Below are 20209 nucleotides of genomic sequence, written 5' to 3'. Positions count from 1 at the left end.
TACATACAGCGTAAAATATTCGGTTCTATTTTAATTATTAGGATAATGCATCTGTGCCAAGTCAGTTAAATGTCGATCAATTGGTCATGGTTCGTGATCGCCATCGCTTAAGTCGGCTGAAAAAAGGCAAAGAGGCCAATCCTGAAAAATTTCAAGATTTGTTGGAAAAGTCGAATGCGAAAGTGCGCGAACGGATTGCCCGCATTCCCAATATTAAATTAAATCAAGACTTACCTGTTACGCAGTATGCGGACAAACTGATTGACGCGATTCAAAAGCATCAAGTGATTATTGTGGCAGGTGAAACGGGTTCGGGTAAAACCACACAGTTGCCTCAAATTGCCATGCTTGCCGGTCGTGGTTTAACGGGTTTGATTGGCCATACGCAACCTCGTCGACTGGCTGCACGTAGCGTTTCGCAACGTATTGCCGAAGAAGTGGGCGAAAAGCTAGGGGAGTCGATCTCCTTTAAAGTTCGTTTCAATGAACAAGGTTCACAAGATTCCATCGTTCGTTTGATGACCGACGGTATTTTATTGGCTGAACTGGCCAATGACCGATTCTTAAATAAATATGACACGATTATTATCGATGAAGCGCATGAACGTTCGCTGAATATCGACTTCATTATGGGCTATCTCAAACAACTCTTGCCTCGTCGTAAAGATCTCAAAGTCATTATTACCTCCGCGACATTAGACGTAAACCGCTTCTCGAATTACTTTAATGGGGCCCCCATTTTTGAAGTCGAAGGTCGAAGCTTTCCGGTAGAACTCCGTTATCGTCCGATTTCAGAGCTGAGCATTGTTGGCAGTGATGATGATGAATTTGACGATTTTGAAGAAAATTTACCCCGTGCCGTAGTGTCGGCAGTAGAAGAATGTTTTCAAGATGCGCAGGAAAAAGGTCATCCTGAACATGCCGACATTTTGATTTTTGCCAGCACTGAACAAGAAATTCGTGAGTTACAGGAAACACTGCAAAAGTTTGGGCCACGACATACCGAAGTTTTACCCTTATATGCTCGATTGGCTTTGGCAGAACAGCAAAAGATCTTTAATCCATCAGGCGGTGGGCGACGGATTATTATTGCCACCAACGTGGCGGAAACGGCTTTAACTGTACCGAATATTCGCTATGTAATTGATAGTGGCTTTGCACGGATATCCCGTTATAACTATCGCTCACGTGTACAGCGTTTACCAATTGAGGCTGTATCACAGGCGGCAGCAAATCAGCGCAAAGGTCGTTGTGGTCGTATTGCACCGGGTGTGTGTATTCGACTGTATTCAGAAGAAGACTTTATGAGTCGTCCTGAATTTACCGAACCGGAGATTAAACGAACCAACTTGGCCTCGGTTATTTTGCAAATGCAAAGTTTGGGCTTTGGTGAATTAGAAGACTTTGATTTTATTGAGCCGCCAGATCATCGTTTGGTGAATGATGGTCGTAAGCTGTTAATTGAATTAGGTGCTTTAAAAGAAAAATCGGCGTATGCACCGCAAGTTGCTTCAGATAGCCAAGCAAAACAAGGCACAAAACATGCGAATAATAAAAATGGTGCTTTAACCAAAATTGGTCAGCAAATGGCGAAAATGCCAATCGACCCGCGTCTTGCACGGATGATTTTGGGTGGAGCGCATTTTGGCGTATTAAATGAAGTCTTGATTATTGTCGCTGCTTTAGCGGTACAAGATCCACGTGAACGTCCTGCGGATAAACAAATGCAGGCCGATCAGAAACATGCTTTGTTTCGTGAAGCTGACTCGGATTTCTTGTTCTATATCAAATTATGGGAAGCTTTGGTTGCCAACCGTGACATGAGTGAAAATAAGCGTCGTACATTTGCACGCAACCATTTCCTGAGTTGGTTACGCCTCCGTGAGTGGAAAAAAACCCATGAGCAATTGGTGGATTTGGCTCAGGGCTTAAAACTGTCCTTTAATGAAAAGAAAGCCAATTATGAAAATCTGCACCGTGCGCTATTAACGGGTTTACTTTCATTTATTGCCAACAAAACCGATGAACGTAATGTGTTCATGGCAGTGCGTCAGCAAAAGGCACGTATTTTCCCTGCATCAACCTTGCATAAAACCAATACACCTTGGGTCATGGCTTTTGAGATGGTTGAAACCTCTCAGGTATATCTTCGAACGTTGGCGAAAATTGAACCTGAATGGATTCTATTGGCTGCAGGCGATTTATTGAAGCATCATTATTTTGAACCCCATTGGTCAAAAAAATCTGGTGTGGTGAATGCTTATGATCAAATTTCTTTGTTTGGTTTAATTATTGAGCCACGCCGTCAGATTAATTATGAAAAAGTAGATCATCCTGCGGCGCATGAAATTTTCCTACGCGATGCGTTGACGACGGGGCATTTGGGTATTACGCCACCATTCTTAAAACACAATTTATTAAAACTCGAAGAAGTTGAGCGCGTTGAAGATAAACTGCGTCGTCGTGATTTGGTGGTGGATGAAGAAACCATCTACCAATTTTATGCTGCAAAAGTGCCTGAAGAGGTGGCAAGTCGTCGTAGTTTTGAAGACTGGCGTGCAACTGTAGAACCGAAAAATCCACGGCATTTATTTATCGATGATGATGCGCTTTGGATGAATGACCGTCCAACGACCCAGCAATTTCCAGACTACCTACGAAATGGTGAACTGCGTTTGGCTGCAAGTTATCGTTTTGACCCAAGTCATGATGAAGATGGTGCAACGGTCAAAATTCCAGTTCAAGCTTTGCCGCAAGTGGATGAAAATATTTGGTCATGGGGTATACCTGGTTGGCGACAAGACCTGATTGAAGCTTTACTTAAAGCACTGCCTAAGGATAAACGCCGTCACTTGGTGCCAATACCTGATACAGCGCGTAAATTAATGGATCGTGTCGATGCCGTGCATTTGCGCGAGCATATTTTTAGTTTCTTGGCGTTCCAACTGCGTGGTGAGCAAATCACAGACAAAGACTTTTCTTGGGAACGTGTTGAGCAATATCTGCTGCCTTTAATCAAAGTCATTGATGAAAAAGGCCGTGTGATTGAGCAAGGTCGTGATCTAGACGAACTCAAAGCACGCTGTCGTACGGAAACTCATAGCCCAGTCAAACAGTTAAAAGGTGAGTTTAAAACCTTCCCTGATAATTTTGTGTTCGAAGCATCACAAAAAGTCACGGGTGTGGTGGTGAAACAATACCAAGCGCTTGTTCCAATCAAAGGCTTTGCAGAGTTGGATGCCAAAGACGAATCTGGTGTGGTGATTCAGACCTTCAATGACCAATTTGAAGCAGTCAAACAACACCGCGAAGGGATCATTCGTTTGGTTCATATGCAGTTGGGTGACTTAGTTCGTCAGTTGAAAAAACAGATTTCTAAACCCTTGGCATTGGCTTATTCACCGCTAGGTGACAAAGCCAAACTAGAGCAAATGTTAGTTTATGCCACACTTCAGCTTGCAATAAATGAGCTACCTGTCAATGTGCAGGAGTACCAAAACCTGATTTTAAATGTAAAGAAATCTTTCTTAACCCATGGGCAACAAGCATTAGCCGTTTTAACTGAAACCTATATTCAATGGCAGGATATACGTCGGAAATTGTTGGTTTTAGATGATTCTGTGTTTGGAAAGAACATTGATGACATTGAAGATCAACTCGATTTGATGCAACTTTCAGATTTCGTTTATGGCAAAACTTCCGATGTGTGGCTCGAATTTCCAAGATATTTGAAGGCATTAGTCTTGCGTTTAGACCGCTTGCCAAATAACCTACAAAGGGACAATTCTGCCATTGATCAAGTTGACCCATGGATGGAAAAATTATTTAAGTTTAAAAATGACACTCGCCTTAAAGAATTGTATTTCATGGTTGAGGAGTTACGCATCTCTATTTTCTCTCAACCAATGAAGACCAAGATGCCAATTTCTCCATCCCGCTTGCAAAAAGTATGGGATAAGCTCGGAATCAGTTAAGATATAGGTAATTTCTAAAAGGAGTTTTACATGGGCATCCGCATTACGGGTACAGGTCTTTATCATCCAGAAGACGTAATTACTAACGAAGAGTTAGTGGAAGCTTTAAATGCTTATGTGGAACAGTACAACAGTGATAATGCTGAAAAAATTGAAGCCGGTGAGCTAGAAGCGCGCCGTGGTTCAAGTGCAGAATTTATCGAAAAAGCATCTGGCGTAAAAGCACGTTATGTTGCTGAAAAAAGCGGTATTTTAGATCCAAAACGTTTACGTCCAGTATTGCATGAACGTTCAAATGATGAATTGTCTATTCAAGCGGAATGGGGCGTAGCTGCTGCAAAGCAAGCGATGGAAAATGCAGGCGTGACTGCTGAAGACATCGATGTTGTGATCTTGTCATGCTCTAACATTCAACGTGCATATCCAGCCGTTTCAATTGAAATTCAAACTGCGTTGGGTATTCAGGGTTATGCCTATGACATGAACGTTGCATGTTCAGCTGCAACTTTTGGTATCAAGCAAGCCTATGACGCGATCAAATCAGGCGCTCGTCGCGTGTTATTGGTGAACGTTGAGATCACATCTGGTCATACAGATTTCCGTATGCGTGACTGTCACTTCATCTTTGGTGACGTTGCAACGGCTTCGATCATTGAAGAAACTGAAACCAAAGCTGGTTTTGAAGTGTTGGATATTGACCTGTTTACTCAGTTCTCAAACAACATTCGTAACAACTTCGGTTACTTAAATATGAGTGAAGTCGATGCTGACATCGACAACAACCGTTTCCGTCAAGACGGTCGTAAAGTATTTAAAGAAGTGTGTCCATTAGTGGCGAAAATGATCACTAAGCAATTGGATGACAATAAAATTGCGGCAACAGATGTAAAACGCTTCTGGTTACACCAAGCAAATGCCAGCATGAATGAATTGATTCTGAAACTGGTTGTGGGTAAAGAACATGCTCAGCCAGACCTTGTGCCAATCATTCTTGATGAATTTGCCAATACTTCATCAGCAGGTGTCATTATTGCATTGCACCGTACTGCGAATGAAGTAAGCCATGGCGAGTATGGTGTACTTTGCTCATTTGGTGCAGGCTACTCAGTAGGTTCTGTACTTGTTCAAAAACATGATGCTGCCTAAGGTCGGCGCATTTGCAGGTTGAACATGATGCAAAATGGATAAAGCGTTTAAGCGCTTTATCCCGCATGTATTTCACGCCAACATTTTTAGGCGCTGAATACATCGATGCATCTAAACCTGCAATGTATGTAGGGAATCATACAATTTACGGTGTACTCGATTCACCGTTGATTATTGATTATCTCTACAATGAACATAAAGTGGCTGTGGTCAGTATTGCTGATCATAGCCATTTTTATTTGCCTGGTTGGCGTGGCATGGTCAAAAAGTTCGGTGCAGTCCAAGGTATTCAGGACTATGTCAGAACAGTGATGCAACAAGGTTATTCCATTTTAGTTTTTCCCGGTGGTGGTCGAGAGGTTTTGAAGCGAAAAGGGGAAGCCTATCAACTGATTTGGAAGCAACGTTATGGCTTTTTAAAACTGGCGCAAGAATTTAATTATGATATCGTGCCTTTTGCCGCTTTAGGTGGAGATGAAGTCTTTGAACTGGGTTTTGATGCCAGTGTGATTGTTGAACATCGTTGGTTTAAACAACTATTAAAAATACAAAAACTCGATAAATTATTACGTCATGGTGATGTGATTCCGTCTTTACCCAAACGTATTATCCCCAAGCGCATTCCATTCTATTTTCAATTCTTACCCCGTCAAAGTTTGAGTCATATTCAGAGTGTAGAGGATTTAAAGCTCTATCGAGAGGCACTACAACAAGATATTTACACTGCAATAGAACAGCTTAAGAAAATCCGTTCAGAACAACATTCTACAGATCAATAATAGTGACTACTCTTCAACTTCATCCATTTTTATTCGTCACAGCTCAAAATCATGGTGAATTTTGTCACAACAATAGCTTTTAGACTTTTTTATTGAATGCCTTTGTATTGACCTTTTGTACAGCTATTTGGTTGATTAATGGCAGTAGTCGGAGCATTAAACTTTGACTATAGTGAAGGTTGAAAAATAATCAACGATCGTTAGGGCGGAAGATGGAAAAGAAAAGCTTGACCCCGCAGCTAGAGCATATTGCTCGGCAACTTATTCGAATATCTCCAAGTTTAAAGCAGTTGTATCAAGAGCAAATGGAACTTGCTACAGCACTCAATTCACAAAATATCTTTAAAATTGAACAAGAGCAGCACCGCATTCAACTGTGTAATGGACTGTGTACCTTACAACTACAAAGTCGTGAATCGATTGGATATCAGTTTCCTAGAAGTCCGTTTAGACCCATCAAAATTGCTGAATTGCATTCGACAGTGCCATGTATTGAGGCAATAGAAGATTTCTTATTTCATGAATTGTATTTTTTTACTGGCGACCTAAAGCCGCAACATTCACTCTTGCTCAGAGAAAAAGCACAGCAATTTAGACAATTGATCTTACAGTCGATTTTTCAACATCTAAATGGGCCAGCGCGTGTTCAGCAGTTTTTAGCACAGATGACAGCAGTTGAAGCGCAAATTTTTGATCAGCTGATGCAAGAGCAGCAGATTTATCAGACACCGCTATTACAAACGTATATCGAATGCCAAATCTGTCTACCCCATTGGTTGATGCAAAAGATTGAGCAGATGTTTGCGCTCAATTCACTTACAGAAGCTGAAATATTGCCGATACAGCTCTTGATGGATAGTTTGGACGAGATTTGTTTTGCTACAGCACAATTTTTAGATCCGACAATATACAGGATCATGAGTTTGAGCTATGAAGATCGGTTCAATTTACAAGAATTAAATGAACATATAGAAGATATTATTTTGTTGCTCGACCATGCATATGAGCGTCCCAATTTGCTGGGTTTTATTCGTTTGATGCATCGGGATGTTTGGGCAGAGCAGGACATATTAAGCCATAGCAATTTTGTGCAAGCCACAGCTATTTGGCAAAAAAAATGTGGAAAACTCCCTTTACTCGATAACAATCGTGCAGTGCGATGGATGTTTAAGCAGTCAGCCGAAGTATTGGATTGGCTGAGTCGTAATTTTCAACACAGTAATGTACGAGTGGCTGTAACGGCATTAAGTTTTGTCGATACGCAGTATATTCATCCCGCATTGATTCTTGCGACCTTACAACATTTTCAATTTGTTGCAGCGCGCTTATTTATTCAAAATTGCCATACGATTGCGCATGAACATGATTGGTTTAATCAAGAAAAAAATCTGCAGTTTGTTTTACACCAAAAATATCAGCAGCATGATGATCATCGTGTAGTGATCAGCCCATCGATTTTGTATTTAGATGAATGGTTGATCTTAATGCGACAGGTTTTGGGTGCAGAGGATCAGGCCATAAAAAAAGTCTATCTACCCTTGAGCCGTATTATGCAGGCCTATCTGCAGCATTTAGTACGTTGTACGCAGCATTTACCGCAGGCTTTGATGGATTATATCCGTCCAGAAACCCAAGAAAATCGCCAGTTTTTAAGTATGTTACGACAGCATAAAATTCAACTGCAGGATTTTCGAAATTTATTTTATTTAAAGCATGCTAATTTAAGAGTATCTGTATTTGATGCCTATGTGCGTGATTATGTCAGTGCGACTTATTCTACAGGTCATACAGTCCCAAAAAATATTACGTGGAATGGAGTCTTTCATCAGGCGGTACATTGGCATGCCAAGCAACAAAAGCAGGAAGTGTTAACTCAATTAAAACGTCAATTTACGACAACGGTTTGGCAGCCATTTACAACAGAAGACAAAATATATTTTCAAGAGTGGGTCTTTGAAGAATTAAAAACCATCGATCGAATTATTGATGAATCTATTCAATTTAAACATTGTTTGGCATCAAGTTATAGCGCCAGTATCATTGCAAGAGTATATGTAGCTTTTCATATGTACCATCCCATTTTGCATGTATCGATGACTTTGGGCTGTCATGTGCAAAACCACATTTTGGTTTTTGATCAACTCGAGTATTCAAATAATACCCAAGCAGAAATAGAAAAAGTAAATATCGCCAAAGAATTTTTAAATAGGTTCAATAGCTTAAAGTAAGATTGGCGAAATACGGATTTAGTAAACTGTGTTGTGCGCTTAACTTTTGAGTCAAAAATCGTTAGGCTATAGCCGTTCTTTTACGGTATAGGTCTTATGAAACAAGAAACTGCACTCAAGCTGCTCAAAGCAGGCGAAAATGTGTTTTTAACAGGTTCGGCTGGTGCAGGTAAAACTTATACTTTAAATCAGTACATCAATTATCTAAAAGCGCGCAAAGTGCCGGTGGCAATTACGGCTTCTACAGGGATTGCTGCAACCCATATGAATGGCATGACAATTCATACATGGGCAGGGATTGGGATTAAAGATGCGATTTCCGAAGATGAGTTAAAGCGCTTAAAAGAACGTAAATATTTAAAAGAGCATTTGGAAAATGCCCAAGTTTTAATCATCGATGAAATTTCGATGTTGCATGCCAAGCAATTAAACTTGGTGAATAAAGTTTTAAAATTTTTTAAAGACAGTGAAGATGCTTTTGGGGGGATTCAAGTCATTGTTGCAGGTGACTTCTTCCAGTTACCCCCTGTGGGACGCAAAGGTGAATTAAACCGTGACAAGTTTTGCTTTATGTCTGAGGCATGGGTAGAAGCGAAGTTTCGCGTGTGTTATTTGACCGAACAACATCGTCAGGGTAATGACTATCTCAATGATATTCTAAATGCGATTCGTGCTCAGCAAATTACGGGCGATCATTTGCATGCTTTAAGGCAGACAAGTTCACAAAATATAGGTGAAACCTTTACGCGCTTGTATACCCATAATATGGATGTAGATAGTATTAACTATAAACATCTAAATGAAATTGAGCAAGAATCTCGCCAGTTTGATGCCCAATGTGATGGTAATGATAAACTGATCGAAACCTTAAAATCTTCAGTGCGTGCGCCGGAAACTTTGACCTTAAAGAAAAATGCCAAAGTGATGTTTGTAAAAAACAACTTTGACGTGGGCTATATCAATGGCAGCCTCGGTGAAGTGATAGGTTTTGAAGAAGATGATGAATATGGCATCTTGCCTAAAGTAAAACTTACGGACGGCACGACCTTGGTGGTCGAACCTGAAACATGGTCTGTCGATAATGATGATGGTAAAACCATTGCCAGTTTCCAACAAATTCCACTACGTTTGGCCTGGGCGATTACCATTCATAAATCTCAAGGGATGACCCTTGCAGCGGCTGAAATTAACTTGACCCATACTTTTGAGAAAGGTCAGGGTTATGTGGCATTGTCGCGTTTAAAAACATTAGATGGTTTGCGTTTACTTGGTTTTAATGAACAAGCCTTAGAACTCGACAGTTTGGCCATTAAAGCCGATCGACGCTTTCAGGAACTTTCTGATGAAGCGGAAACCAATTTTGCAGAGGCTGATTTAACAGTACAACATAAAGCCTTTATTCGCCACTGTGGCGGAACACTGAATGAAGTGGAAATCGAGCGCAATGAAAAGAAAAATGCCAAAACTGGTGCGAAACAAAGCTTTGCCACAGCGACTTTAGATCAAACTCGTGAATTGTTTGAAGAAGGTTATGAAATTCAAGATATTGCAGTGGAGCGTGGTTTAACACCAGCTACGATTATTAACCATTTGGCTCGTCTGCAAAAAGAGCAAGGTTTAGATATATCGGTGGCACATCCGGGAGAAGACGTGGTTGAGCAGGTGCGTAAAATCTATAAACGTTTGGCGAAACGACAAGACCCAGCACATTATAATGATGACGGCACGGTTAAGCTGCGCCCAATTGTGGAGTTGACCAGTCCACGCATGGGATATGACCAAGTTCGTTTGGCTTTATTATTTGTGGAATAACACATTCTTTGGATTACATACATTTAAAGCCAGATTGATCAATCTGGCTTTTTTAATAAGGGACATCGTGTTTATTTTCATCCTTTGCATCTGCTTAAAAACGATGAATTGGTGGTTAAAGTTCCAAATAAAACTTTAAATGAATAAAACTTAATAAAATAATGATAAGATGAGTATAATTCATTAATGCTTTGCGAAAACTATTCGATTGCAAAGTTGCTCCCAAGTTTAGTTGAGAACAATCATGTTGGAATTACGCCATCTCAAAACCTTATTGGCACTCAGAGAACACGGTTCTTTGGTCGCTGCATCTAATGATCTGTGTTTAACGCCTTCTGCACTTTCACACCAGTTGAAAGAGCTAGATCATTGGTATGGGGTAGAGGTGGTGAACCGACGCACACGTCCTGTTACTTTTTCGAATGTTGGGCAACGTTTACTACGCCTTGCCGATGACATTTTGCCGCAAGTTCAAATTGCGCAATCGGACATTACACGTATTGTGCATGGTCAAACTGGCCGAATTATTTTTTCTTCAGAATGTCATAGTTGCTTTGACTGGCTGATGCCGTTATTGAATGTCTACCGTCAGCAATACCCCGATGTAGATTTGGACTTTGCTTCTGGCTTTGAAGCCAATCCGCATGAACTATTACAAACTGGCGAGTTTGATCTTCTGATTACGGCAGATCCGATTAATTTAAAAGGTGTGGAATATTTCCCAATCTTTGAATATGAGTCTCGTTTGGTATTGTCGAATACACATCCATTGGTTCGTGCGACAAATGTGACTGTTCAAGAATTAGCAGAAGAAACGCTGATTACCTATCCGGTTGATAAACATCGTTTAGATATCATGGCGAAATTATTTTTACCGGCCAATATTCAGCCTAAACACGTACGTACCACAGATTTGACCCAGATGCTGATTCAGTTGGTTGCAAGCGGTCGTGGCATCGCGGCATTACCTGATTGGGTCGTGAATGAATATGAGCAAAAAGGTTGGGTGACCTCTCGACGTTTAGATTGTGTTTCACCTGAAGGTTTAAGACGGACCTTGTACGCAGGCTATCGTACCGAAGAGGCTGAAAAAAGCTATTTTGAAGGCTTCCTAAAACAGTTGGCGAAATTCTCACAAAAACGCAATCAATATTATTCCAACTAAGGAGGAGCTATGACTCAGAGTCTTTTTGTATACGGGACATGACGTCTAGGTCAGCCCAATGCACACGTGATGGAGCGTATTGGTGGCGAGTGGAAGAAAGGTGTAGTTTGGGGTGAATTAGAACATAAAGGCTGGGGTGCGGCGATGGGCAGTCCGGGTATTCGTTTATCGAAGGCAGGTCAAGCCATTGAAGGCTATGTTTTTATCTCTGAAAACTTAGCAGCTCATTGGGCGGCTTTAGATGAATTTGAAGGTGCTGAATATCAACGTGTGGCTGTTGATGTGCAATTGGAAGGCGGAGAATGGATGCAGAGTGAAATTTACGCTTTGAAATAATATTGAGGGGAGAGTCGTAAAATACGTGGGTCATCCATACATTATGACTTTCCCTAACCTTCGAAATATTTATCGATGATTCTGCTTGCTCTGTTGTTTCCTTGAGTGCATTTTCTTTTAAAGCGTAGTATCTCAATGAGTTGTATCTAAAGTGCTTGAATGCACAGAAATCACTTTAAGATTGCTATACAAGTGGATGAATAATTTTTAGAATTGAGCTGTATCTCACACTGAACCCTGTTTGAGCTCAATCATGCCGAATACTATAGAACCATCACCAACTCAACTCATGTCTGTGATTCAAACTCAGACAGCTATTGCCAAATTGGGTTTAGATCTAAATGCAGTGATGACCGTGGTCGCAGAACAGGCGCAGCAGATTACACATGCTAAAGGTGCAGTTGTAGAGTTGGCTGAAGATGGTGATATGGTCTATCGTGCAGTGTCTGGCGGGGCGAGCCATTTACTGGGTTTAAGACTTCATATTGAAAACAGCTTATCAGGTCTATGTATTGCGCAAAAACAAACACTGTATTGCCAAGATTCGGAAACAGATGCGCGGGTAGATCGCGTGGCATGTCGACGTGTAGGGTTGCGTTCGATGGCTGTGGTGCCATTGATTCATTGTGATGAAGGTGTCGGTGTTTTAAAGATTTACTCTGACCAAGTCGATGCCTTTCAGGAAGCCGATTTACATATATTGAGTTTGATGTCTGAGTTGATCGCTGCGGCGATGTACCATGCGACACGTTTCGGTGCGACAGAGTTATATAAATTGGCGACTCAAGATAGCTTAACAGGCTTAGCCAATCGGGCTTTGTTTGTCGACTTTTTACGCCAAGGGATAGAAAAAGCACGTGCGCAGAAAAAAGTACTGGGTATCTTGATGATTGATATGGATGGTCTGAAACCGATTAATGATCAGTTTGGACATCGCATTGGGGATGCTGCACTGAAAGAAGTTGCACAGCGCATTTTGCGTGAAACACGTCAAGATGACTTGGTTGCACGCTTGGGCGGTGATGAATTTGCTGTGATTTTAACCAATATTGCCAACTTAGAGCGTGCGCAAACGGCGATGAATCGAATCGCAGAAAGTTGCGGACTGCCATTTGCATTCGAGCAAATGAGTTTGAAAATTGGTGCCAGTATTGGCATGGCTTTATTTCCAGAGGATGCCCAATCCATCGATCAATTGGTCGAAATGGCTGATTTAAAAATGTACGCCAATAAGCGTGAACGGAAACAAATCAATCCTGAATAAATCACTGCCTAAATATCTCACTGCTTAAATAATTCACTCATAGTTATGCAGGTGAATTCCTTCACTACCGCCAAATTATTGAAAGTATCAGAAAAAACATTTTTGATGGGAATACGTGTTGTCTCAAACAATTGCAGATGACATGACTAAGTATCGTTTTTTAATTTAAATCAAAGTGCGCTTAGCATGTGACGGTGCAAGATGATTAAATAATTGAAAAATCATCTAAGGTCATTTGTTTTTTGACTCAAAATAATATTTTGAATTGTTAAGCTGTGCACTATTGCATGGCGAAAAGAGCATGACAATTCAATGAAAGGGATGTCAAAAGATTTATTCATTATTGCGGCAGGTTTTATTGCTGCAATGCATATCGGGAAATTACCGCCCGCAATACCTGTATTACAACAGCAACTCGGCATTAGCTTTATTCAGTCTGGTTTATTGCTCTCACTAGTACAGGGTGCAGGAATGTGCTTTGCATTGTTGATTGGTAGTTATATCCAAAAAATTGGATTTAAGCTATGTATATTACTAGGCTTAAGTTTATTAACGATGGCAAGTGCATGGGGGAGTTTTGCACAAAGCTTTGATGCCTTGTTGCTTCTGCGTGTCATAGAAGGCTTTGGCTTCTTATTGGTGACACTCACAGGGCCTGCATTTATCCGTCAGCTTGTACCGCTACAGCACATCAGCGCAAAGATGGGACTGTGGAGTGCTTATATGGGCGGAGGTATGGGCATAGCCTTATTGGTTGCGCCATTTCTAATTGCTCAATATGGCTGGAGTGTGGTTTGGCTCAGTTTCGCTATGATTACTGCAGCATTACTACTCTGTATCGCTATGTTTATTCCTCAGCCTAATGTGGCGCTGAATACAACACCTATTATTGGTCTCATTAGAGATACCTTGAAACATCCTGCAGCATGGCTTTTGGCGCTCATTTTTGGGACATATGCAGGGCAATGGTTTGCATTGGTGGGCTTCTTACCGATGATTTATGCACAAAACCAAATTTCAGCTGAATTGGCAGGCGCTTTAACAGCCAGTGTTGCCGTTGCGAATGCAGTGGGCACATGGGGGTGTGGACTGTTATTACAGCGTGGTTTTCAAGCTAAAACTTTAGTCCAACTGGGTTTTGCCGTCTTGATCATTTGCTCCTTAGGGTTTTATCTCTTTAAAGATGTGTTACCGTTTTTATTGCAATATTTAACGGTGTTTAGTTTTTCGCTTTTTGGTGGCTTAGTTGCTGCGACGGTCTTTGCGCAAGCACTGCATTTTGCACCTTATCCCGCGGCAATCAGTACGACGGTCGGCATGATTTTACAATGTTCTGCCATTTCCCAATTTGTTTTGCCGCCTGTGATTGCCACCGTAGTTTCACAGACTGGAGCGTGGTTCTGGGCAGGTATCTTGATGTCAGCGTTGTCATTCGTTGGAATCATACTTAGTCGACGTTTATTTCAAATGCAGCATGGCTCAAATTAAAATTTTATTTTATGTAAGTAACAGCCTTATTGCTTAATCCCAATCAGTAGCGACAAGATACCTGCTGCAATGAGTGGGCCGACGGGTACACCACGCAGCATCGCAACACCTGCGACTGTCCCAATCAGTAGTCCGGCAACAACATCTGGCTGATTCGACATCAGTTTGACACCACGTCCGCCTAGCCATGCGACAAAGATGCCAATGGCGATTGCGACGAGGGATTTCCAACTTAAAAAGGATTTTAAAATCGAATCACCGGGTATTTTTCCGCTAGCGATCGGCGTGAGTACGCCAATGGTTAAAATAATAATGCCAATGTTTAAGCCATATTGTTGCAGATAGGGGAAAAATTCACTTAAAGGCGTGATGCGGAAAACAATCAAGACACCTGCTGCTATGGTGATCGCTGTATTGTGGCTAAAGATGCCACAAGCCAATAACACCAATAACACGATCAGATTTAAATCCAACTGGGACATAGGATATTCGTGAGAAACTTCAATAAATAATCAATAGTGTAGCGCAGAAACATTAAAAACTGGCGTTCAAGATCATTTCCGCTATTTTTCCTGCAAGTTGGCTCGTTGTTCAGTATAAAATAGCAATATATGGTGTTTATTAGGTTGTTCTATGTTTTTGGAAAAAATGCTGCAATCACAAGGTTTTGGTTCGCGTAAATATTGCCAACAGTTGATTAAAAATGGTGCGGTCGAAATACACGGTGAGATTGTAGATAATCCAAAGCAAAAACTGGACTTAAATGATTTAACTTATAGTGTATATGGTCAGGACTATGTCTATCGTGAGCATATATATATTGCGTTAAATAAACCCAAAGGTTATGAATGTTCGCATCAGGCAACCCATCATTTTAGTGTTTTTGAATTATTTGATGATGTGCTGTTAAATCGTGGTTTGCAATGCGTAGGGCGGCTGGATCAAGACACCACTGGACTGTTGCTGCTCACGGATGATGGTCAATATCTACAAGCGCTGACACACCCTAAAAAGCATGTTGCCAAAGTATATTCAATGCATACAGCAGATCCTGTGACGCCTGAGCAAATACAACAATTAGAACAAGGCGTGGAGCTGCGAAACGAAAAAGGCATCTTTGCTGCAACCGACGTACAGCTATTGGCTTCACATCAATTGCAAATAACTGTTCATCAAGGGGTATATCATCAAGTGAAGCGGATGTTGGCGGCTGTCGGCAATAAAGTTGAAACTTTACATCGTGCTCAAATAGGACAATTAAAGCTTGATGATCTAGCTGAGGGTGAATGGATCTATTTGAATGCAGCGCAGATTGAACAATCGAAATTTCGCGAAAATATCGCTCTACAGTAATGGGTACTGGGCTTTGATAGGTCATCATTTGAAGGATGAATGTGCGGTATTAAAGCCCATAAATATGTATGCTAATTATTTAAAGATGCGTTTCTAATATGCGTTGATGATGTTTTTAATGCCTAGCAGAGCATTAGCGAATAAAGTAATGATAGGTTTGAAATTCATCATCTTTAATGAAGCCCATCGATTCATAGAGTTGATGTGAGTGATAGTTATTTTTTTGAGTTTCGAGGCTGATTCGAAGCGCACCTTCATGTTGAGCAAAGAGAACCGCAGTATCGATCAATTGTTTGGCTGAACCTTGACGACGATATACAGGGCTGACATAGACATCATCTAAAATATAGTAGGTTGAACAAGCTACAGATGAAAAGCCTAAATACAGTAAGATAAACCCAGTAATGACATCATCTTTTAAGCAAATAAAAATTACGCTTTCATTATTTTCAAAACGTTGTCTTAGAAATTTATATGAGATATCAAGATTAGAAGAGGTGCCATAAAATTGGCGATATTCATCAAATAAAACAGCAAGTGGCTGAAGGTCTGCTTCTGTTGCGCGTCGAACGATCATTTTTTTCTATACTCCATGCTATTTTTATCAGTCTTGCATGAAGCATATCGAAATTTCGAAATTGGTTGATTTATAAATTGTTTATAAATGCGACAGTGTTAAGTTTTGTCACCTTCACCCAAAATTGCATTGAGTTCTTCAAACAAGTCGAGATGATCATCATCTAATAATGGATCATTATTTAAAATTTCTAATTCAGCAGGGCTAATTTCAATGGTTGAAATAGCTTGGGCTTCTTGTTGTTTTAATTTGCGTAACTTAATCAATTGTTCAATATTGATATTTTGGTTTTCAATAGAGAAGGGGATCGATTTGGTTAAAACAACTTGTTTAAAGAATAGACGTACAGCCTGTGCAGGTGTAATGCCTAATTGTTTAAACACGGCAAAGGCCTGTTTCTTTTCCTGTGAATCGAGACGGATTTGGTAGACTTCAGTTTTTCTCATATTCTTAGAAAGCTTTTAAATACTTAACTTTTCGCATTTATTCTAATCAAAACTGTTATAAATTCAAGAAAGTTTGGCAGTATTTTATCAATTTAATGTAATGACAATCGATTTACAGTGTCAATTCATAGGCAGAACTGAATTGAAAAGCCTGCTCTGTCACAGGATCGATAAACTCAAGCTGTTTCGCAAGTAGTTGTAAAGGTTGGCTGAAATCGTCATCTGCCTTATGTTGTACTATTGGATAAAAGGGATCATTTTGAATTGGAATGCCCAAAGCATTTAAATGTACACGAAGTTGGTGTTGCTTGCCGGTATAGGGTTTTAATTCATACTTTGCATGGTTTCCATGCTGCTGGATGAGCTTAATGTATGTTTCACTATTTGGCTCACCATCTACCAGTTGCATGGTATAAAATGGCTGACCTTTTTCCATGCAATAGCGAGTTGTGATTGGGAAATTTAAGTCATCTCGATAAGCTGCAATGGCATGATAGGTTTTTTGAACTTGCCGCTTGGCAAACATCTGTTGATATAGCCCACGGCTTTCGACACATTTGGAGAAGAGAACTACGCCGGCAGTTTCACGATCTAAACGATGAATCGGTGTTAGGTGTTCAAGCTGCGTTTGTTTTTTGAGTCGAACCAACAAGGTTTCTTGTACATACTGACCGGTCGGACTCATGGTGAGAAAATGCGGTTTATCGACCACGATGAAATGATCATTTTCAAATAAAATCTGATGCTCAAAGGGAACATGGATTTCATGCGCTAAGAATCGATAATAATAAACATGACGATTTGCTTCAAAAGGACTGTCTATCGTTAAAGCGTCACCATCTGCAGCATAGACTAGACCATCCTTAAATCGTTGTTGCCACTCTGCTGCTTGGATATGAGGAAATTGCTCACACAAATATGCATAGACCGTTGTGGCTTGTGTGTGTTGACCGTCAAGGAAGACTTTACTGGCACTAACACCATTGATCATTGGGGGAGTAAATTCAAAACTGTGCATGAAGAAAGATCTAAAAACTGAGCAAATAAAGCAGAGAACACATCATGAAAAATGCTCAATCTATAGTGTGAACATATTCATTTTAGCCAGTGCGATGCTATCATATTTAATTCTTATGTACATGTTGTGAGTAATATGCAGTATTCATTCAGTCTGGAACTTAATAGTGAAGTCGATACCCAAAACTTAGCTACCGTACTGGCGACGCATTTTACGACGGGTGTAGCGTATTTAATTGGTGACTTGGGTGCAGGAAAGACCACGTTAACACGTTATTTTTTACAACACTTGGGTCATCAAGGTGCGGTAAAAAGTCCAACCTATACATTGGTTGAACCTTACAATATTCAAGGACAAGATATTTTTCATTTTGATTTATATCGTCTGAATGACCCTTATGAGCTTGAGCTTATGGGTATCCGTGATTATTTAGAAACGCCGAACGCCCTATTTTTATTTGAATGGCCATCTAAAGGGGGCGACGAAATCCCTGAAGCTGATTTAATTATTAATATTGAAAAGTCTGCGGATGAAAGCACCCGTACAGCAACTTTAAGCTCTTCTTCAGAAACTTTGCAAAACGCTTTGGAGCAAAAATTTAACCATGCTGAATGAAATCAGTGCCCGCCGCATTCGAACGCTTGATCCTGCCTTAGCCAACCAAATTGCCGCAGGGGAAGTGATTGAACGTCCTGCTTCTGTGGTCAAAGAATTACTGGAAAATGCCATTGATGCAGGGGCGACTGAGCTGATTGTTCGTATTGAACAAGGCGGCAGTACACTGATTGAAATAATAGACAATGGTCGGGGTATTCACCCTGAAGATCTACCTTTGGCGGTCATGCGCCATGCCACAAGTAAAATCCAAACTGCTGAAGATTTGCATGCCATTGTAAGTCTAGGTTTTCGTGGGGAAGCCTTGGCTTCGATTGCTGCGGTGTCTCGTTTGACATTGACCAGTAGCCAAAATGATGACGGTGTAGGCTATCAGGTCGAAGTAAATGGCACCGCATTTGATTCGCAAGAAATTCAGCCTGTGGCAGCGACGCAAGGCACCACCATCCGTGTGCAAGATTTATTTTTTAATGTGCCTGCACGGCGTAAGTTCCTCAAAAAACCGGGGACTGAGTTTGGACATATCGAAGAAATTGTCCGTCGTTTGGCACTGACCCATTTTGATATACGTTTTGTCCTTGAGCATAACAATAGTATTAAGCTGAACTTGCCTATTGCAGACAGTGGCGCGCTCCGTTTTCAGCGGGTACAACAATTATTAGGCCGTCAATTTACTGAAAATGCGTACTGGATAGATGCTGATAGCGTCAATATGCGTCTCAGTGGTTGGTTAGGCCATCCTTCAGATGCACGTGCGCAAGCCGATATGCAATACGTCTATGTGAATGGACGTATCGTAAAAGACAAGACAGTTTCACATGCACTTCGGATGGCTTATGACGGTATTTTGCATGGACATCAACATGCCGCTTATTTGTTGTTTATGGAAGTTGATCCTGAAAATATCGATGTGAATGTGCATCCGACCAAGCATGAAATTCGGTTTCTAAATCAACGTGAAGTACATGAGTTTGTTCGTCATTTTGCCAAATCGACATTAGCGCAATTTCAAACCGCGACCGCCGAATTGTCATCTGCAATGAAACTTGATGGGCAGGCACACGAAAATATTATTCCGCAGCCGCGTCATCAGGAACAATTTTCATTACATCAACCTCAGCCAGTTGCAGAGCAAGGCACAAATTTTGTCAGTCCAGAGATCGCAGGTGGACTTACTGACTTTAGTTCGCCAGCAACGGTGCAATATGCTTCAAATCATGCGCCAACAGGTCAGGAAACTTATACACAGCAATATTCAAATGCGTCGAACAATAGCACTGGATATCAGTCAAATATAGCGGGTTCCAGACAGCTCAATAATGCATTGCAAAGTTATTTAGCGCCTTTACGTCAAACTGAGTCGTTAAATGATCCGGATACCGCTTTAGCTGAACATATTCAGCAGAAAGTTGATGAGCATCCTTTGGGGATTGCCATTGCGCAATTGCATGGTATTTATATTTTGGCCCAAAACACCGAAGGTTTAATCATTGTTGATATGCATGCGGCACATGAACGCATTGTTTTGCAACAGATGAAAACAGCTTGGGATAAACCTGAGTTTTGGACATCACAGCAGTTGCTGATTCCTAAAGTCGTCAGTATCAGTCGGATGCAAGCGATGCGCGTCGATGAGCTCAAAGAACAATTGGCACGCCTAGGTTTAGAAATAGACCAATATGGCGATGAGCAAGTCATTGTCCGAGGTGTTCCTGCCATTTTGCATAAAGCAGACTTTGATGCGCTGATTCCAGATTTATTAAATGATTTAGACCCAAGTGATCAGGTTGCAGGGTTACTACAAAAGCGTGATCAAATATTGGCAGGCATGGCCTGTCACGGCGCTGTACGCGCACACCGTATTTTAAGTCTATCTGAAATGAATGCATTACTGCGTCAGATGGAACAAACTGAATTTGCCAGCCAATGTAACCATGGGCGTCCGACGTGGCGTGCGTTTCCATTGGCACAGCTAGATAAACTTTTTGCTCGGGGAGAGTAGTTTTAC

Annotated in this window: 16 protein-coding genes; 12 read left to right on the top strand and 4 right to left on the bottom strand. The window is 41.0% G+C overall.

Annotation, left to right across the window (positions count from 1 at the left end; translation table 11 throughout):
- Positions 1-86 precede the first annotated feature (86 nt).
- The 9 genes from hrpA (at position 87) to FTV50_RS06790 (ending at position 14192) form a co-directional block, all read left to right on the top strand.
- Positions 87-3974, top strand: a complete 3888-nt coding sequence (gene hrpA / locus FTV50_RS06830; RefSeq protein WP_218950721.1) for an ATP-dependent RNA helicase HrpA — start codon at positions 87-89, stop codon at positions 3972-3974.
- A gap of 30 nt (positions 3975-4004) precedes the next feature.
- The gene (locus tag FTV50_RS06825; protein ID WP_078193691.1) at positions 4005-5120 is read left to right on the top strand and encodes a beta-ketoacyl-ACP synthase III; all 1116 of its coding nucleotides are present in this window, start codon (positions 4005-4007) and stop codon (positions 5118-5120) included.
- An 11-nt stretch (positions 5121-5131) separates the two neighbouring features.
- The gene (locus tag FTV50_RS06820; RefSeq protein ID WP_180023932.1) at positions 5132-5899 is read left to right on the top strand and encodes a 1-acyl-sn-glycerol-3-phosphate acyltransferase; all 768 of its coding nucleotides are present in this window, start codon (positions 5132-5134) and stop codon (positions 5897-5899) included.
- 212 nt (positions 5900-6111) lie between these two features.
- Positions 6112-8127 carry a hypothetical protein gene (locus FTV50_RS06815; RefSeq protein WP_180023931.1) on the top strand — a complete coding sequence of 672 codons (2016 nt, stop codon included), beginning with the start codon at positions 6112-6114 and terminating at the stop codon, positions 8125-8127.
- Positions 8128-8223: 96 nt separating this feature from the next.
- Positions 8224-9939 carry an AAA family ATPase gene (locus tag FTV50_RS06810; protein WP_180023930.1) on the top strand — a complete coding sequence of 572 codons (1716 nt, stop codon included), beginning with the start codon at positions 8224-8226 and terminating at the stop codon, positions 9937-9939.
- 244 nt (positions 9940-10183) lie between these two features.
- Positions 10184-11104 (top strand): LysR family transcriptional regulator, encoded by a 921-nt coding sequence (locus tag FTV50_RS06805; RefSeq protein ID WP_078189020.1) that lies wholly within the window; start codon positions 10184-10186, stop codon positions 11102-11104.
- 69 nt (positions 11105-11173) lie between these two features.
- Positions 11174-11440 (top strand): gamma-glutamylcyclotransferase family protein, encoded by a 267-nt coding sequence (locus tag FTV50_RS06800; protein ID WP_227591810.1) that lies wholly within the window; start codon positions 11174-11176, stop codon positions 11438-11440.
- A gap of 253 nt (positions 11441-11693) precedes the next feature.
- On the top strand, positions 11694-12704 hold the full coding sequence (locus FTV50_RS06795) for a sensor domain-containing diguanylate cyclase (protein WP_180023929.1): 1011 nt from the start codon (positions 11694-11696) through the stop codon (positions 12702-12704).
- A 321-nt stretch (positions 12705-13025) separates the two neighbouring features.
- Positions 13026-14192: a CynX/NimT family MFS transporter gene (locus tag FTV50_RS06790; protein ID WP_257223866.1), complete on the top strand. Its 1167-nt coding sequence runs from the start codon at positions 13026-13028 to the stop codon at positions 14190-14192.
- A gap of 26 nt (positions 14193-14218) precedes the next feature.
- Here the strand turns inward: FTV50_RS06790 and FTV50_RS06785 are convergent, their stop codons facing one another.
- Positions 14219-14674: a DUF441 domain-containing protein gene (locus tag FTV50_RS06785; RefSeq protein WP_111885075.1), complete on the bottom strand. Its 456-nt coding sequence runs from the start codon at positions 14672-14674 to the stop codon at positions 14219-14221.
- 151 nt (positions 14675-14825) lie between these two features.
- Here FTV50_RS06785 and FTV50_RS06780 point away from each other — a divergent pair, with 151 nt between their 5' ends.
- Entirely contained in the window at positions 14826-15545 is a 720-nt protein-coding gene (locus FTV50_RS06780; RefSeq protein ID WP_180023927.1) for a pseudouridine synthase, read from the top strand.
- 133 nt (positions 15546-15678) lie between these two features.
- On the opposite strand, the gene FTV50_RS06775 is transcribed toward FTV50_RS06780, so the two are convergent.
- The 3 genes from FTV50_RS06775 to FTV50_RS06765 all read right to left on the bottom strand — a co-directional run bounded on the left by FTV50_RS06775 (position 15679) and on the right by FTV50_RS06765 (position 17586).
- Positions 15679-16122, bottom strand: coding sequence for a GNAT family N-acetyltransferase (locus FTV50_RS06775; RefSeq protein ID WP_180023926.1), 444 nt, complete (start codon positions 16120-16122; stop codon positions 15679-15681).
- Positions 16123-16220: 98 nt separating this feature from the next.
- On the bottom strand, positions 16221-16568 hold the full coding sequence (locus FTV50_RS06770) for a type II toxin-antitoxin system RelB/DinJ family antitoxin (protein ID WP_078193683.1): 348 nt from the start codon (positions 16566-16568) through the stop codon (positions 16221-16223).
- 112 nt (positions 16569-16680) lie between these two features.
- Complete coding sequence (locus FTV50_RS06765) at positions 16681-17586, bottom strand: pseudouridine synthase (RefSeq protein WP_180023925.1); 906 nt, start codon at positions 17584-17586, stop codon at positions 16681-16683.
- A 135-nt stretch (positions 17587-17721) separates the two neighbouring features.
- Between FTV50_RS06765 and tsaE the strand changes: the two genes are divergently transcribed.
- Together tsaE and mutL are read left to right on the top strand one after the other, a co-directional pair.
- Positions 17722-18201, top strand: coding sequence for a tRNA (adenosine(37)-N6)-threonylcarbamoyltransferase complex ATPase subunit type 1 TsaE (gene tsaE / locus FTV50_RS06760; protein ID WP_111885072.1), 480 nt, complete (start codon positions 17722-17724; stop codon positions 18199-18201).
- Positions 18191-20203, top strand: coding sequence for a DNA mismatch repair endonuclease MutL (gene mutL / locus FTV50_RS06755; protein ID WP_180023924.1), 2013 nt, complete (start codon positions 18191-18193; stop codon positions 20201-20203). The genes tsaE and mutL overlap by 11 nt, the downstream gene beginning before the upstream one ends.
- Positions 20204-20209 lie beyond the last annotated feature (6 nt).

Source organism: Acinetobacter sp. YH1901134, assembly GCF_013416965.1.
Classification (GTDB): Bacteria; Pseudomonadota; Gammaproteobacteria; order Pseudomonadales; family Moraxellaceae; genus Acinetobacter; species Acinetobacter amyesii.
The sequence above is the reverse complement of the archived record's forward strand: the minus strand, read 5'-3'. Positions and strand labels throughout refer to the sequence as shown.